Raw genomic sequence first — 15315 nt, 5'->3', positions numbered from 1 at the left:
CGCGGCAGGCGGGCTCAGCCCGTCCGGGTCAGCTGGTGGCCTGTGCCTGGGCGTTGGGACGCCAGGTGATCAGCTTGTTCTCGACCACGTCCAGCAGCGCGTCGATGACCAGGACGAAGGCGGCCAGGATGATGATGCCGGCGAACACACCCACAGCGTTGAAGTTGCCTTCTGCCTGCGCGATCAGGTAGCCCAGGCCCGCCGAGGCGCCGAGGTATTCGCCGATGATCGCACCGACCACGGCAAAGCCGACCGAAGTACGCAGCGAAGACAGGATCCAGCTCGCCGCTGCGGGGAAGTAGACATGGCGCAGCAGGTCACTGCGGCTTGCGCCCAGGATGCGGGCATTGGCCAGCACCACCGGATTCACCTCGCGCACGCCCTGCATGGCATTGAAGAACGTGGTGAAGAACACCAGCGTGACCGCCAGCGCCACCTTCGACCACAGCCCCAGGCCCAGCCACAGCACGAAAATCGGCGCCAGCACTACGCGCGGAATTGCGTTGAAGCCTTTGATGAAGGGGTCGAGGATGCGCGCCGAGCGTCGGCTCAGGCCCAGCCACACGCCGCCGGCCACACCCAGGCCGGTGCCAATGATGTAGCCCAGCGCGGTTTCGGTAAGGGTGATGTAGACGTGCTGGTAGAACGAGGTATCGGACAGCCAGGTCCAGGCCTGCTGCACGATCGCTGTTGGCGAAGGGAAGAAGAACGGATCGATCACGCCCAGCGCGATACCGCCTTCCCAGCCGCCGAACACGGCGACCACCAGCGCGAGCTGGATGAACTTGTCAGTCTTGGCGTGCATAGCTCTTCTCCACTTCGCCGCGCAGGCAGGCCCAGATGTCGCGGTACAGGTCGGTGAAACGGTCATCCAGCTTGATTTCGGCCACGTTCCTCGGCCGTTCCAGATCCACATCGAAACTGCGCACCACGCGGCTGGCCGGGCCGGAGGACAGCACCACCACGCGGTCGCCCAAGGCGATCGCTTCTTCCAGGTCGTGGGTGATCAGGATCACCGAGCGCCGGTCTTCCTGCCACAACCGCAGCAGCTCGTTCTGCATGAGGTGGCGGGTATGGATGTCCAGCGCCGAGAACGGCTCATCCATCAGGATCACCTTCGGCTCGACGATCAACGCCTGGGCCATCTGCACGCGCTTGCGCTGGCCACCGGACAGCTGGTGCGGGTAGCGATGCTCGAAGCCGGCCAGGCCGACCTTGGCCAGCCAAGCGTTGGCCTTGGCCTTGCGTTCGGCCTCGGGCACACCACGGAAGCGCAGGCCGAGTTCAACATTCTGGTACGCGGTCTTCCACGGCAGCAGCGCGTCCTGCTGGAACAGGTAGCCGACCGACTCCTGCACGCCGCTGACGGCACGGCCATCGATGCTGACCTGACCCGACGACGGCTTCAGCAGGCCCGCCACGGAATTGAGGATGGTGCTCTTGCCGCAGCCGGTGGGTCCGACGATGGCAAGGAACTCGCCGTCACCCACCTGGATGTCGACATCGCGTACGGCGGTGAATTCGCCGAAGGACATGGTCACCTTGTTGATGGCGACCATGGTCTGTGCAGGCTCCAGCTGCGGTGCGCCATTGAACTGGCGCACGGTGGCATTGAGGGCCATGGGTTACCTCCGCTTACGGTTGGGCAGCCGGCGCCGCAGCGTTGGCACGCTCGACGAAGGCATTGGTGTAGGTCCGGGACAGATCGATATCGGCCTTGGCGACATCCGTGTTGAACTCACGCAGCACCTTCAGCGGTGTTTCCAGATCGGCGGGCGTGAAGTGACCGTCCCGGGTGAAGATCGCGCGCGCGTTCTCCACCGCGCGGGCATAGGTGGCGCGGTCACCGGAGACGTAGCTGTCCGGCAGCGCAGCGACGATGTCTTCAGCACTGTTGTCGGCAATGAACTTCAAGGCCATCTGCTCGGCGCGGGCGATCTTCTCGGCCGCTTCGGGGCGCTTGTCCAGGAAGCTCTGGTTGGCGTACATCACCGAGGTCGGGTACAGGCCGCCATAGACCTGGCGGGCGCCGTCATCGCTGCGCGCGTCGAGGAGGATCCTGCCGACCTTGCGCTCGGTGATCAGGGTGGCGGCGGGATCATAGTTGACCAGCAGGTCGATCTTGCCCTGCTCCAGCGCGGCCACTGCTGCGGCGCCCGAGCCGACCCCGATCAACGAGATGCTGTCGGCCGGAATATCGTGCTGGGCGAGGAAGTGACGGACGAAGAAGTCGGACGAGGAGCCCGGTGCGGTGATCCCGACCTTCTGGCCCTTGATGGTCTCCGGGCGCGCCGGATCGAAGGTGGCATCCTCGCGGCCGGCCATCACCAGGCCGGAGTTGCGCGAGAGCAGTACGAAGGCCACCACGTCCTTGCCCTTGGCCTGCATCTGGATGGTGTGGTCGTAGAAGCCGACGGCTACGTCGGTGGAATTGGCCACCAGCGCCTGCAGCACCTTGGAGCCGCCCTGGGCGAAGTTCTCGGTCTTCACCTGCAGGCCGACGTCCTTGAAGTAGCCCTTGGCGTCGGCAATGAAGAACGGCAGGTTGTTGAGGTTGTAGGAGCCGACGCTGATGCGCACCGGTGCGTTGTCGCTGCTGCCGGCGGTCGCGCCTTCCACGCGCCCGCTGTTGCTGCATCCGGCCGCGGCCAGCCCGGCCACGCACAGCGCGGCCATCAAGAACTGCTTGTACATCATCCCTCCCAGGAGTGAAGCATCTACGTTGTAATGGCGGGCATGCGCGTCTACGCAGGCCCGTCCGGGTTCAGATCATGCCGCTGACGTCCATTGGCGGGCTTGGGTGGCACTGGCCGTGGCGGGCGCGGGCGAAGTCGCGTACACGCGCCCCTCGAACAAGCGGCGTGCGGTGCGGACCACGCTGGCAATCACCGGCGAATCGCCCGAGCTGCGACTCAGGCCCACCTCCAGGGCCCCACTCGGATGTTCGAGGGTAATGCTGCCGGGAACGGACCGGCATCCGACCAAAGTGTGGGCCAGCGTGCCCGGCGTGACGGCGGCGGTGGCCAGGCCGACCGCGCCGGTAATGGCCAGTGCGGTGTGGCATTGGTGCGGCATGAAATAGCGCACCTGCAGATCGCCGCCCTGTTGCGGCGCCGACAGCAGCACCGGCTTGGGAATGACCTTGTTGCCGGCGTCGGCGATGCCCATGCGGGCGCCCGCCTCGATGCGCAGCGCTTCCAGTCGGCGCATGAACGCCGCGTCCGCGTTCAGTTCGGCGGGCGAGGCATCACCGCGCACGCCCAGGTCTTCGGCACGCACCAGCATCATCGGCATGGCGCAGTCCACCAGGCTGGCCGGCACGCCATTGATGGTTTCCTGCGCATGCCCGCTGGGCAGCAGCTTGCCGGTGCGGGCGCCTGCTGCATCAAGGAAAGCGAGCCTGACCGGCGAGGCAGAACCCGGCGCGCCGGCAATGCGCGTATCACCGCGGTAGGCCACATTGCCGCCGGGCGTTTCCACCGTGGCGATGATCAACTTGCCGGTGTTGACGTTGTGGATGCGCACTTCGGTCTGCGGATCCTGCGCCTGCACCAGCCCACGCTCGATGGCATACGGGCCTACGGCCGCCAGCATGTTGCCGCAGTTGGGCGAGGTATCCACCACTTGCTGCTCGACCCGTACCTGGGCGAACAGGTAGTCGACATCGGCGTCCGGGCGGCTGGAGCGGTCGATGATCGCCACCTTGCTGGTCAGCGCGTTGCCACCGCCGATGCCGTCGATCTGCAGCGGATGTCCCGAGCCCATCACTTCCAGCAGCAGGCGATCGCGTTCGGCGGTGTCCGCCGGCAGGTCGCTGGCCAGGAAGAACGGGCCCTTGGAGGTGCCGCCGCGCATGAGCACGCAGGGAATGCTGAGCAGATCGTTGGACATACGTGTGCTAGATTGATGCGTATAGGGGATGAATGACCCCTCTGTGATTCGATACTGGCATGACCTCAATTGATCTGTGAATTGCTGATTTTTGGATGATTGATACGTAATGAGCATCAATTGCGAAATCCTCGACCTGCGTGCGTTCCTGCTGGTGTCGGAGACACGCAGCTTTCATCGGGCCGCGGAAATCCTTCACGTCTCCCAGCCGGCACTCAGCCGCCGGATCCAGAAACTGGAGCAGGCGGTGGGGTCGCCGCTGCTGGAGCGCACCACGCGCAGCGTCAGTACCACCGCTGTCGGCGAGAACCTGCTGCCACTGGTGCGCCGCATGCTGGAGGAATTCGATGGATCACTGTTCTCGCTGCGCGGCCGCGAAGACACCCGCGGCGCGACAGTGACCATCGCTTGCCTGCCGACGGCGGCGTTCTACTTCCTGCCCAGCGTGATGGCGCGTTTCCACGAAGCGCACCCGAACGTGCGCTTCCGCATTCTGGATATCCCGGCCACGGAGGGTCTGCAGGCAGTGGAACGTGGCGAAGTGGAGTTCGGCATCAACTTCATGGGCGCCAACGATCCGAATCTCGATTTCGACGTGCTGGCCGAGGACCCGTTCGTGCTGGCGTGCCGTCGCGATCATCCGCTGGCGCGCAAGCGCAAAGTGGAATGGGCCGACCTGGCCGAGCACCAGTTGATCACCGTGCATCGCACCAGCGGCAACCGCACGCTGCTGGATGGTGCGCTGGCGCGCGAGAACCTCAAGTTGAGCTGGCACTACGAAGTGACCCACCTGTCGACGTCACTGGGCATGGTCGAGGCGGGCATCGGCGTGTCGGTGCTACCGAAGATGGCCACGCCAGATGGGGATCACCCCACCCTGGTGACTCGCGCGATCGGCAACCCGGTGGTGTCGCGCACGATCGGCATCGTCCGCCGCCGCGGCGCCCTGCTCTCGCCCACGGCGGAGCGATTCCTGCAGATGCTGATGAGCCAGTGGCGTGGGGAGGCGTGAGCAGTCCCGCAGTTCACGCACCCATCCGTTCCGGGACACTGGGCGCTGACAGGGTCGCCCTTCATGACGAGGCCGCGAAGATCGACGCAATACCTGCAAGCGATCCCACGGCCACCCATGAGAGCGTGGCGAATGCAGTCAGCAGTACCTTCCGGTGGACGGCCTGCGCTTCGTTCTGGGCCTCCGACCGTCGCGCATAGGGCCTGGAGAAACCCAGCAGTTCGCCGGTGACCGTCAACACCCCCATCAGGATCAGTGCGGTCACGCAGAAGCCGAACATGGAGCCTATGAAGGCCAAATGGCGGGTGTCGCCGATAGCCGGCTGAGTCCCGGCCAGGGCTTCCACAAGTTGCCCCGTCCACCGTGCGGGCAGCCAAGCCAGGGCTGCGACAATGCCGAAGTGACTGGCCACGTTGATCCAGAACCAGGATGTGGTCTTCATGACGTCAGCGTTTCCGGTGTTGGCCAGTGGCGGGCATCGTGACGCCTGCGCCAGCCCCGCGCAACGCTGCATGGGGAAGCCGGCCAGCGGCCGGCACTACCAGGTCAATCAGCCTGGGGTTTCCAGTCCCTTGCCCGCCGCATCCACCCGCAGCGAGGCCAGGTACCGGGCGTACTTGCCGACGAAGATGCCAGTGAACCCGCCCGTCAGCAGCAGGTAGGCCGCACTGAAACCGGCATGGGCGGTCAGCGACGGCGACACCGCAAATGCGACTTCGAAGCCGTACTTCACCAGGAAGGTGACCAGCAGCAGCGGCAGCAGGCTGAAGTCCGCGCTGCGCCAAAGCTTGCCGGTGCTGCGGTCCAGCGTCAGCTTCAATCGATTCAGCAGCAGCCAGGCAAGTGCCGCGCCCGTGGCTATGCCGGCAAGCCACTCGCTCCAGCCGGCCAGCGACGCGCCGAAGCGATGACTGATCGACCACGCGCCCCAGACGGCGAACAGCGCGGGCACGATCGCCAGTTTGTGCAGCGAGGTTTCTGCAGGCTTCATGGCGGCGATGCCACGGGTGACCAGGAAGGCCAGGAGCAGCCAGACCCAGATCGGCGTCTGCGAGGCGAGTTGCTGGAGCATGTTCATGAGCGGTCTCCTTGGTGAGGGGTGGCGAGGTGCCTCGCCTTGCCGCTCACTATTCGCTTCCGCCCCAATGGCGACCAGTGACAGCTGTCAGTCTTCGTGGATTACGCCGCGCGCACCGCGAACACGCTGCCGGTGCTGCTCGATCCACTCCAGCGAGGAGGCAACACCGCCGAACGGAAACAGGTGCGGACTGACCTGGCCATGCGCGCTGGTCAGCCCCTTCACCAGGCGATCGACGAAAACCTCCGGCCCCGCCGTTCCGAGCAGGCGGCCGATCGAGATGCCGTACCGGGCGAGCATCGATGCACTGGCGCCTACGCCACACATCGCCGCATAACGCAGCAAGCGGGCGATGCTGGCCGGACCCGGCACGCCGACCAGCACCGGAACGCTGATGCCGCGCGCGCGCAGTGCATCCAGCCAGGCCAGCACGGCATCGGCATCGAAGGCGAACTGGGTGACGATCACAGGCGCCATGCGGCGCGCTTCGATGGCTTCGCACTTGCGTTCGAGTACCTGCCAGCGAGCGTCGCCGCTCATCGCCGGATGGCCTTCCGGATGCCCGCCGATACCTACGACCTTGATGCCAAAACGCTCAAGACGCCCGGTCTCGATGATCGAAGCACTGTCGGCAAACGGCCCGGCAGGCGTCGCGAGGTCACCGGCGATCAGCAGGCAGCGCTCCACCCCGGCTTCGCTGGTGGCGCGCTCCAGGAAGCGTTCAAGCGCTGTGCGTGACCCGATGCGCCGCGCGGAGAGATGCGGCATCGGCTCGAATCCGAGCGCGCGCACGGTGCGCACGGCGGCCAGGCGGGCGTCGTCATCCTCGCTGGCCAGCCAGGGAATGGAGATGACCGTACCGCGCGGGATCCGATCCGCCTCGGCGCGCAGCGCAGGCATGGCCTTCGCACCGACTTCCAGTGAAAAGGCGTTGATGAAGGCTTCCGCTTGCGCTGAGGTACCGGCCGGCATCAGCGCGCCTCGCGTGCATTGCCGGCAAGCGGCGAGCTGTTGCGGGCCAGTTCGATGAAGGCCTGCAGGTAGTCGATACCGGTATCGGCCTCGCGCGCGCCAAGGTAGATCTGCTTGGGGATGCCCTTGGCGCCCAGGCGCACGGGCACCACGTCCATGCGCGTGGCGTACTCCTCCACCAGCCAGCGCGGCATGGCAGCCACGCCGCGGCCGCTGGCCACCATCTGCATCATGATGTCGGTGGTTTCGATGGCCTTGTGGCGCCGCGGGGTGATGCCGGCCGGCAGCAGGAACTGGTTGTAGATGTCCAGGCGCTCGAACGGCACCGGGTAGCTGATCAGCACTTCCTGGCCGAGCTGGCGCGGCTTTACGTGGTCCACCTTGGCCAGGGCATGGTTCCCGGCCACCACCAGCACCTGTTCGTAGTCGAACACGGGAATGAACTTCAGGCCCGGCTTCAGCAGCGGGTCGGGGGTAACCAGCAGGTCGATCTCGTAGCCGAACAATGCGCCGATACCGCCGAACTGGAACTTCTGCTTGACGTCCACATCCACGTCCGGCCATGCCGCCAGGTAGGGCGAGACAATCTTCAGCAGCCACTGGTAGCAGGGATGGCACTCCATGCCGATGCGCAACGCGCCACGCTCGCCCTGCGCGAACTGGCGCAGGCGCTCCTCGGCCAGGTCCAGCTGCGGCAGCACCCGGTTGGCCACTGCCAGCAGGTACTGTCCGGCCTGGGTCAGCCGCAGGCTGCGACCCTCACGCAGCCAGACCTCGGTACCCAGCTGCTGCTCCAGCTTCTTCATGCTGTGGCTGAGCGCCGACTGGGTCAGGTTGAGCACGCCGGCGGCGGCGGTGAGCGAGCCCTGCTGCTCGACCTGCTGCACGATGCTGAGGTGGATGCGCTCCAGCATGACGATGAATCTCACTCATGGATAGGTGAAGTAATACCATTTTACGTCATGGAAAGGCATGACTAGGATCGGGTCATGCCTTCATCCCACCACCCTCTCCGTATCGTCGCCGTGTCCGGCGGACTGCAGCGCCCCTCGCGGGCCACCCTCCTGGCCGAGCATCTGCTGGGCGTGATCGGCAACGACGTCCATTGCGAACACCATCTGATCGAGCTCGGCGAGCTCGCCCCGCAGCTGGCCGGCGCCCTGTGCCGCTCACAATTGCCCGAGGCTGTCGAGCGCCAGCTGCTTGCCGTCGAGCAGGCCGATGTCCTCGTGGTGAGCACGCCGGTCTATCGCGGCTCGTACACCGGGCTGTTCAAGCATTTCTTCGACTTCATCCACCAGGATGCGCTGGTCGACACCCCCATCCTGCTGGCCGCGACCGGCGGCAGCGAGCGCCATGCGCTGGTGATCGACCACCAGCTGCGGCCGCTCTTCAGCTTCTTCCAGGCCCGCACCCTGCCGGTGGGCGTCTATGCCACCGACCGCGATTTCGCCGACGGCCGCGTGCGCAACGAACCGCTGATCGAGCGCGCTCGACTGGCGGTCCACCGAGCCATGCCACTGCTGGCCCTGGCCCGCCAGCCCGTCGCCGCCCTCGAGGCTGCCGCAGCACCCTGAATGCCGGATGCGCTCGCCCCGCATCCGGATGTCACCCCGCATCACGGAACGCCGCCCATGACGAACGACACCTTCACCTTCAGCATCACGCGCATCCCCTTCAACGAGGACTACCAGCCCGCCGAGGGCACGCGCATCACCACCAATTTCGCCAATCTGGCGCGCGGCGCTTCCCGGCGGGAAAACCTGCGCAACACCCTCAGCATGATCAACAACCGCTTCAACGACCTGACGCACTGGGACAACCCGAGCGCCGATCGTTATGCCGTCGAGCTGGACATCATCTCGGTGGAGATGCACATCGACGGCGCCGACGGCAACGATCCGTTTCCGTTGATCGAGGTGCTGCAACCGACCATCGTCGACACGCGGACCGGCGCGCGTACCGAAGGCATCGTCGGCAACAATTTCTCGTCCTACGTGCGTGATTACGATTTCAGCGTGGTGCTGCCGGCCAGCAACGAGGGCAAGGCCACCTTCGGCCTTCCGGAAGGCTTTGGCGACCTGCACGGCAAGCTGTTCAAGCACTTCCTGGGATCGGACGCCTACCGCGCCAGCTTCCGCAAGGGGCCGGTGATCTGCATCAGCGTCTCCAGCAGCAGGACCTACCACCGCACCGAGAATCATCACCCCATTCTGGGCGTGGAGTACCGGCAGGGCGAGTTCTCCGCCACCGACCACTACTTCGACAAGATGGGCCTGCAGGTACGTTACTTCATGCCGCCGGGCAGCGTCGCGCCGCTGGCGTTCTACTTCCAGGGCGACCTGCTGGGCGACTACTCGAACCTGGAGCTGATCGGCACCATCAGCACGATGGAAGCGTTCCAGAAGATCTACCGCCCGGAGATCTACAACGCCAATTCCGTGGCCGGCAAGGTCTACCAGCCCAGCCTGAAGCACCAGGATTACTCGTCCACCCGCATCGTCTACGACCGCGAAGAGCGCAGCCAGCTGGCGGTCAAGCAGGGCCGGTTCACCGAAGAGCACTTCATCAAGCCGTACCGCGCCGTGCTTGAGCAGTGGGCTGCGCGCTGATCCATCGATTTCCCCTTCGCATTCCAGGACAACCCCACACCGATGAAGAAACTGCTCCCCACCTCCACCGCCGGCAGCCTGCCCAAGCCGTCCTGGCTGGCAGAACCCGAAAAGCTCTGGTCGCCCTGGAAGCTGCAGGACGAAGGCCTGGCTGAAGGCAAGCAGGATGCGCTGCGCCTGTCGCTGCAGGAACAGCAACACGCGGGCATCGACATCGTCAGCGACGGTGAGCAGACCCGGCAGCACTTCGTCACTACCTTCATCGAGCATCTCAGCGGCGTTGACTTCGAAAAGCGCGAAACCGTGCGCATCCGTAACCGCTACGATGCCAGCGTGCCCACCGTGGTCGGCGCCGTGAGCCGTCCGAAGCCGGTGTTCGTGGAGGATGCGAAGTTCCTGCGCCGCCAGACTGCGCAGCCGATCAAGTGGGCGCTGCCCGGCCCGATGACGATGATCGACACGCTGTACGACGCCCACTACAGGAGCCGGGAGAAGCTGGCCTGGGAGTTCGCGAAGATCCTCAACGAGGAAGCGAAGGAGCTGGAAGCGGCCGGCGTGGACATCATCCAGTTCGATGAGCCGGCCTTCAATGTGTTCTTCGACGAAGTGAACGACTGGGGCGTGGCCGCCCTGGAGCGCGCGATCGAAGGGCTGACGTGCGAGACAGCCGTGCACATCTGCTACGGTTACGGGATCAAGGCCAACACCGACTGGAAGCAGACGCTGGGATCGGAATGGCGCCAGTACGAGGAATCGTTCCCGAAACTGCAGGCCTCCAGCCTCGACATCATTTCACTGGAATGCCATAACTCGCACGTGCCGATCGACCTGATCGAGCTGGTCCGTGGCAAGAAGGTGATGGTAGGCGCGATCGACGTGGCCTCGAGCGCGGTGGAAACACCGGAAGAAGTGGCCGACACCCTGCGCAGGGCGCTGCAGTTCGTGGATGCCGACAAGCTTTACCCCAGCACCAACTGCGGCATGGCGCCGCTGGCCCGCACCGTGGCCAGGGGCAAGCTGCGCGCGCTCAGCGAAGGGGCCAGGATCGTGCGTGAGGAGCTTTCGGCGTAGCGCTTGCCAGGGCTGTGGGCGTCCTGCCGGGTACCGACCACGCCTGACACGTTAACTGCCCCAAGGGCCTGGCGGGCTGCCGCGGTGCGAGCGCCTGCTTGATGCGTGCCACCTCCCCTGTCCCGGCCTCGGCCAGGCGGCGCGCTTGCTGGCGCTGCTCCCGTGTGAGCGGCGGCGGCCGCGCCGCGCCTGCCGAAGGCGCGGCGCCCACAAGACAGGCGACCGCGTCGCGCAGCCGCAACCGGGGGCAAAGCCGAGCCGCGCACCAGCGCTCGGCATAGCGCCGGGCTTGCCGCGCATTCACCGCGTGCACCACCTTGGCCGGGGACATCCTGCGTGCATCCAGGTACACCTGGAAGCCGAGCACTGCGTGCGGGACGATGGTGGCCACGATGCGGCCGCTCCACCATAGATCCCAGCGCTCACCGCGTTGCACCCAGCCGGAGGACGCGGGGACTGCCGGGAGACCGCGAAGATCGGAGAAGGAATGCATGCAGGAAGGATACGGGCTGCCGTCGCAGGGGATGAGATTCGAATGGGCACGTAGCCGCGGCCGTGAATCGTTCAATGGAAATGCAACGGTGCAGTATGGTCGCTGCCCTCTCGGCACCGGCATGCATCATTGGCATGACACATCACCGGCGATCACCCGCCGGCATGCTCAACGATGCAACAGCCATTACCCCCGGCGCTGGCCAGGTCGCGGCACGCAGACGCTCGGCCGGTGTCCGCTCCGTCGTTCAGATCCGCGTCGTGGCCAGGAACCGTTCACGATCCTGCTGCGTGCGCCGGCGGATCTCCTCCAGCGCCTGGCTTTCGGTCGCCTGCAGCATGGCCTCGAACAGGCGCTGGAAGTGATGGCGCATCGCATTGCGCGCGGCCACCGGATCACGTGCGCGCAATGCTTCGAAGATGGCCATGTGCTCGTCGGCACGGCTGGCGCCATCATCATGGCAGACCCGCGCATAGACTTCGGTTACCCGCGGCAACTCGCTGCGCATGCGCCAGATCTGCTGCACGAAGAACTCCACCACCGGGTTGCCGGAAAGGCGCGCGATGGTCAGGTGGAAGCGGCGGTCGTACTCGCCGGCTTCCGCGTCGCTCAGGTCGCGACGGCACAGCGCTTCGGCCAACGCCTGAAGCTCGGCAATGCCGGCATCATCCAGATTGCTTGCCGCCAGAGCGGCGGCCTCGGCCTCGAATACCGCGCGGGCAGCGGTGAGGTCGAAGGCGCTGACATCCGGCAGCCCGCCGGACGCCTGCGTCGGGCGCGGCTTCACGTGCACGCCCGAACCGATACGGATCGCAATCCAGCCCTGTGCCTCCAGTGCAATCTCCGCTTCGCGGATGGTGACCCGGCTGACGCCAAACCGTTCGGCCAGCTCGCGCTCGCCCGGCAGCCGCGAGCCCGGCGGGAACTCGCCGTCCTCTATCAGCTTGCGGAGCTTGGCAGCGATGGTCTGGTAAAGGCGGTTGGCGGACATGCGGCTGACCCTTGGCAATTCAATTCCTTCCGGGTCCCTGCCCTGCCACCGCGGCCGGCGAGGGTCCGGTTGGAGCGACGGCGCGGCCACTGGCCGCGCCGCCCTGTTCAGAACTTGTATCGTACACCGAAATACGCACGCCGCCCGTAGGTCACTACTTCGCGGAAGTTCCCATAAAGCGGCTGGTAGGCCACGCGCGGCTCGTTGGTCAGGTTCATCAACTCCAGCGACAGCGACAACTGCTTGTTCACCCGGTAGCGCAGGCGCAGGTCCACGCTGGTGTTGTCATCGTAGTAGCGGTTCTGCTGCGCGGTGTTGCCGGTGAAGTCCTGGTAGTAGTGCGAGCGGAACTTGCCGATGGCCTGGATGTTGAAGCGCCCGACGTCCCAGTAGATCGAGCCGGACAGGACGTGCCGCGAGAAGCCGCTGAGACCGGCCGGCGGCACGATCGCCGGAATGATCGTGCCATCACCGGCCAACTGCTCGCCCAGCCGTGAATCCTGGGTCTGGTAGTCGGCATCGGCATAGTTGTAGCTGACCTTGAAGCCCAGCCCGTCGAACGGCTTGGGCAGGTAAGACAGTCGATGGGTGGCGGTCAGCTCGAAGCCGGTCAGCGTGCTGTCCTCGTCGGTGGTTACCTGCTGCCGCACCGGCACGGTCACGCTCCGGCCGTCGATGGTGTAGGTCTCAGGCACCAGCGCGGTGGCGGTGCCGCCCTTGAACTGCTTCCAGTACACCGCGCCGGCCAGCATCGTGTCCGGGTTCGGGTACCACTCCAGGGAGAGGTCACCGTTCCAGGACATCAGCGGCTGCGCAGCGGGGTTGCCGCTGGCACTGATGTCATCCAGCGCGTCGGCCAGATTGCCGTAGGTGGCATCACTACTGACGTTGATGGTGCGCCCGGCGCCCAGCGCGGCGATGTCCGGCCGTGACATAGCGCGGTATGCACCGACCCGCAGCAGTACGTCCGGGCGCAGTTCGAAGGCCGCGTTGAGGCTGGGCAGCAGCTTGTCGTTGCCCGCCTTGAACACCTGCGTGCTGTACTGCCCGGTGGGTTGCAGGCGGATCGTCCCGTCACCGTTGTCCTCAATGCGCAACCCGGTACGCACGCCTTCGGAACGCACATCGGTCTTGACCCAGCGCAGGCCCAGGTTGCCGGTCACCGGCAAGCCGAACAGGCTGCTGCTGAACTCACCCATCAGATAGAGCGCGCGTGTCTTCTCGGTGATATCAACATTGTTCGGGTCCTGGAAACCCGGATCCAGCCCGCTGTCGAGGCTGCCGCGGAACGACTGGTACAGGCAGTCCGGATCGAAGTACGCCCACGAGGAGATCGTGTTGCCGCTGGCGGCATCCATGAAGTCATCCTGCGGGAACGGCGCGCGGCAGGCACGGTTGGCGGCGATGATCTTCGCCTTGTCGGCCACCACGCGCTGGTCGTAGTCGGTTACCAGGGTGTTGTCACGCAGGCGGTAGTCGGCCTGGCTGGCACGCACGCCGCCCTTGATGCGGGTGAAGAAACCGGACTCGGGCATGAAGCTGGCATCGAAGCGGCCGGCCTTGATCCTGTGGTCGTTCTCCGTTGCGCTGGAGGTGACGCGCGCCGCGCCGGTGTAGGCGTCCCAGTTGTTGGGGTCGAAATTCGGCGCCAGCGCAACACTGGGCACTTCGCCGTGCCAGTCCCAGTCATAGTCCACGTAGCCGGTGGCACCACTGCTGATGCCCGGAACGACGGCATTGTTGACGTCGCGCTGGTTGGCGCGCAGGCGGGTCATGCGCTCGCTGTCGAGGCGATTGGTGTGTGAGTACGAAAGATCGGTGGACAGTTCCCAGGCCGGGGTCGGTCGCAGGATCAGGTTCAGACCACCGCCGGTGTATTCCTCGCCACGCCAGTAGCGGTTTGAGGTGGAATCAATCGAGGTGCTGCCATGCAGGTGGCGCACGATGCCGTCCTCGCCCACCTCGCGCTGGGTGATGCCGCGGCGGGCGTTGGACAGGCTCAGGTCGCTGCGGTTCTCGTACCAGTTGCGCTCGGTGTGTTCGAAGTCGAGGTTTACTTCAACGACGTCATTGGGCCGCCACTGCAGTGCGGCGAACTCACTCTGCCGGTCGTTGCGCTCCTGCTTGAGCCGGTAGATGCGGCTGCTTGGCACCAGGTAGTACGGCGCGCCGTTGGCGATGGCCTGCGCGGACACTTCATTGCAGTTGGCATTGCCCACGTTCTGCGTGCCATCGCAGGCATACCAGGTGGAACCGCTGGTGATGCTCTCTTCCGGGTCGGTGCCATCGAGGCGCTGGAAGCCCAGCGAGATGCCCAGCTTCTGCCCGTTGCCGAACTCGAACTGGTCGATGTAGCTGGCGGTGCCGCGATAGCCGATGCCGTCGTCGTCGCGGTACTTCTTGTCATACTCGGCCCAGCTGCCGCGCAGGTCCAGCTGCGCCGCACGCTTGCCGTACTCCAGTGGGCGCACTGTTTCCAGGCCGATGGTGCCAGCCACGCCGCCTTCGATGATGTCGGCGCGCTGGGTCTTGTAGATGGCCACCGTATTGATCAGCTCGGCGGGGAACATGTTGAAGTTCACCGAGCGGTCGCCGCTGCCGTTGGTGATCTCGCGGCCATTGAAGTTGGTGCTGCTGAGGAAGGCCCCCAGGCCACGGATGGAGATTTCCGAGGCGCCGGTCTTGTCGCGGGTCGAAGCGGCGCCGGTCAGGGTCTCGATCGCATCGGCCAGCGATGGCGCCGGCAGGTCGCCGATGTCATCGGCCGAGAGCACGTCGGCAATGACGGTGTCGTCGCGCTTCTTGTTGATCGAACTCTGCATCGATTCGCGGATGCCGGTGACCTGCACCTGGTCCAGCGTGGTGGGATCCTGCCCTGCCGCGTCCTTGCCGGATTGCGCGTGGGCAGCGGGCAGGCCAGCCAATGCGGCAAGCAGCGCCACGATCAGGGGTGTAGGGGACAACGAGATGCTGTGCACTGCTCCGGCGGGTCGCCGCATGGTTTCCTCCTCCCAAAAGGATCGCCTGCATGCCAGGCGTGGGACGCAGCTTCGGCACGGCGACATGAAAATGTCAACCAATTGGTATGCGATTGTTCAAATGCCTTTGATCCATACCAGTTGATCGCAATTTAATGTGCTCATGCAGCATGACTTTGCGCGAAAGCTGGCTTACAACAGACCTGAAAGTGGTATG

The 15315-nt window shown here is 65.4% G+C and carries 14 protein-coding genes; 4 read left to right on the top strand and 10 right to left on the bottom strand.

The window, feature by feature from the left end; genetic code table 11:
* Window positions 1-28: 28 nt before the first annotated feature.
* From BN1263_RS17410 to BN1263_RS17395, 4 genes are all read right to left on the bottom strand, one after another.
* Window positions 29-805, bottom strand: coding sequence for an ABC transporter permease (locus BN1263_RS17410; RefSeq protein ID WP_005409726.1), 777 nt, complete (start codon window positions 803-805; stop codon window positions 29-31).
* Window positions 789-1622 (bottom strand): ABC transporter ATP-binding protein, encoded by an 834-nt coding sequence (locus tag BN1263_RS17405; RefSeq protein WP_014647218.1) that lies wholly within the window; start codon window positions 1620-1622, stop codon window positions 789-791. Before BN1263_RS17405 ends, BN1263_RS17410 begins: the two co-directional genes overlap by 17 nt.
* 13 nt (window positions 1623-1635) lie before the next feature.
* Window positions 1636-2694, bottom strand: a complete 1059-nt coding sequence (locus tag BN1263_RS17400) for an ABC transporter substrate-binding protein (RefSeq protein ID WP_058983059.1) — start codon at window positions 2692-2694, stop codon at window positions 1636-1638.
* A 75-nt stretch (window positions 2695-2769) separates the two neighbouring features.
* Window positions 2770-3891 (bottom strand): 4-oxalomesaconate tautomerase, encoded by a 1122-nt coding sequence (locus tag BN1263_RS17395; RefSeq protein WP_058982932.1) that lies wholly within the window; start codon window positions 3889-3891, stop codon window positions 2770-2772.
* A 109-nt stretch (window positions 3892-4000) separates the two neighbouring features.
* On the opposite strand from BN1263_RS17395, the gene BN1263_RS17390 reads away from it, so the two are divergent.
* Complete coding sequence (locus BN1263_RS17390) at window positions 4001-4903, top strand: LysR family transcriptional regulator (RefSeq protein WP_010485668.1); 903 nt, start codon at window positions 4001-4003, stop codon at window positions 4901-4903.
* A gap of 61 nt (window positions 4904-4964) precedes the next feature.
* Here the strand turns inward: BN1263_RS17390 and BN1263_RS17385 are convergent, their stop codons facing one another.
* The 4 genes from BN1263_RS17385 to BN1263_RS17370 all read right to left on the bottom strand — a co-directional run bounded on the left by BN1263_RS17385 (window position 4965) and on the right by BN1263_RS17370 (window position 7867).
* Window positions 4965-5345 carry a hypothetical protein gene (locus BN1263_RS17385; protein WP_019337724.1) on the bottom strand — a complete coding sequence of 127 codons (381 nt, stop codon included), beginning with the start codon at window positions 5343-5345 and terminating at the stop codon, window positions 4965-4967.
* Window positions 5346-5453: 108 nt separating this feature from the next.
* Entirely contained in the window at window positions 5454-5981 is a 528-nt protein-coding gene (locus tag BN1263_RS17380) for a DUF6622 family protein (RefSeq protein WP_058982930.1), read from the bottom strand.
* A gap of 87 nt (window positions 5982-6068) precedes the next feature.
* Entirely contained in the window at window positions 6069-6953 is an 885-nt protein-coding gene (locus BN1263_RS17375; RefSeq protein WP_058982928.1) for a methylenetetrahydrofolate reductase, read from the bottom strand.
* Window positions 6953-7867 (bottom strand): LysR family transcriptional regulator, encoded by a 915-nt coding sequence (locus tag BN1263_RS17370; protein ID WP_021202382.1) that lies wholly within the window; start codon window positions 7865-7867, stop codon window positions 6953-6955. The genes BN1263_RS17375 and BN1263_RS17370 overlap by 1 nt, the downstream gene beginning before the upstream one ends.
* 75 nt (window positions 7868-7942) lie before the next feature.
* On the opposite strand from BN1263_RS17370, the gene msuE reads away from it, so the two are divergent.
* The 3 genes from msuE to BN1263_RS17355 are packed head-to-tail and all read left to right on the top strand — an operon-like array spanning window position 7943 to window position 10636.
* A complete protein-coding gene (gene msuE, locus BN1263_RS17365; protein WP_058982926.1) occupies window positions 7943-8530 on the top strand; it encodes an FMN reductase in 588 nt (195 codons plus the stop codon).
* A 57-nt stretch (window positions 8531-8587) separates the two neighbouring features.
* Window positions 8588-9565 carry a DUF1852 domain-containing protein gene (locus BN1263_RS17360; protein WP_058982924.1) on the top strand — a complete coding sequence of 326 codons (978 nt, stop codon included), beginning with the start codon at window positions 8588-8590 and terminating at the stop codon, window positions 9563-9565.
* A 42-nt stretch (window positions 9566-9607) separates the two neighbouring features.
* Window positions 9608-10636: a methionine synthase gene (locus BN1263_RS17355; RefSeq protein ID WP_019659754.1), complete on the top strand. Its 1029-nt coding sequence runs from the start codon at window positions 9608-9610 to the stop codon at window positions 10634-10636.
* A gap of 740 nt (window positions 10637-11376) precedes the next feature.
* Here the strand turns inward: BN1263_RS17355 and BN1263_RS17350 are convergent.
* Complete coding sequence (locus tag BN1263_RS17350) at window positions 11377-12120, bottom strand: FadR/GntR family transcriptional regulator (protein ID WP_021202377.1); 744 nt, start codon at window positions 12118-12120, stop codon at window positions 11377-11379.
* A gap of 107 nt (window positions 12121-12227) precedes the next feature.
* The gene (locus tag BN1263_RS17345; protein WP_058982921.1) at window positions 12228-15119 is read right to left on the bottom strand and encodes a TonB-dependent receptor; all 2892 of its coding nucleotides are present in this window, start codon (window positions 15117-15119) and stop codon (window positions 12228-12230) included.
* Window positions 15120-15315: the final 196 nt, after the last annotated feature.

Source organism: Stenotrophomonas thermophila (genome assembly GCF_001499715.1).
Classification (GTDB): domain Bacteria; phylum Pseudomonadota; class Gammaproteobacteria; order Xanthomonadales; family Xanthomonadaceae; genus Stenotrophomonas; species Stenotrophomonas hibiscicola.
This window is presented reverse-complemented; position numbering and strand designations above follow the sequence as displayed.

Bases quoted from the DNA above. Each gene is read 5' to 3' on its own strand.
- BN1263_RS17370 (WP_021202382.1), bottom strand. From the start codon at position 7,867: ATGCTGGAGCGCATCCACCTCAGCATCGTGCAGCAGGTCGAGCAGCAG.
- BN1263_RS17395 (WP_058982932.1), bottom strand. From the start codon at position 3,891: ATGTCCAACGATCTGCTCAGCATTCCCTGCGTGCTCATGCGCGGCGGC.
- BN1263_RS17390 (WP_010485668.1), top strand. From the start codon at position 4,001: ATGAGCATCAATTGCGAAATCCTCGACCTGCGTGCGTTCCTGCTGGTG.
- BN1263_RS17380 (WP_058982930.1), bottom strand. From the start codon at position 5,981: ATGAACATGCTCCAGCAACTCGCCTCGCAGACGCCGATCTGGGTCTGG.
- BN1263_RS17375 (WP_058982928.1), bottom strand. From the start codon at position 6,953: ATGCCGGCCGGTACCTCAGCGCAAGCGGAAGCCTTCATCAACGCCTTT.
- BN1263_RS17345 (WP_058982921.1), bottom strand. From the start codon at position 15,119: ATGCGGCGACCCGCCGGAGCAGTGCACAGCATCTCGTTGTCCCCTACA.
- BN1263_RS17410 (WP_005409726.1), bottom strand. From the start codon at position 805: ATGCACGCCAAGACTGACAAGTTCATCCAGCTCGCGCTGGTGGTCGCC.
- BN1263_RS17385 (WP_019337724.1), bottom strand. From the start codon at position 5,345: ATGAAGACCACATCCTGGTTCTGGATCAACGTGGCCAGTCACTTCGGC.
- BN1263_RS17355 (WP_019659754.1), top strand. From the start codon at position 9,608: ATGAAGAAACTGCTCCCCACCTCCACCGCCGGCAGCCTGCCCAAGCCG.
- BN1263_RS17400 (WP_058983059.1), bottom strand. From the start codon at position 2,694: ATGTACAAGCAGTTCTTGATGGCCGCGCTGTGCGTGGCCGGGCTGGCC.
- msuE (WP_058982926.1), top strand. From the start codon at position 7,943: ATGCCTTCATCCCACCACCCTCTCCGTATCGTCGCCGTGTCCGGCGGA.
- BN1263_RS17360 (WP_058982924.1), top strand. From the start codon at position 8,588: ATGACGAACGACACCTTCACCTTCAGCATCACGCGCATCCCCTTCAAC.
- BN1263_RS17350 (WP_021202377.1), bottom strand. From the start codon at position 12,120: ATGTCCGCCAACCGCCTTTACCAGACCATCGCTGCCAAGCTCCGCAAG.
- BN1263_RS17405 (WP_014647218.1), bottom strand. From the start codon at position 1,622: ATGGCCCTCAATGCCACCGTGCGCCAGTTCAATGGCGCACCGCAGCTG.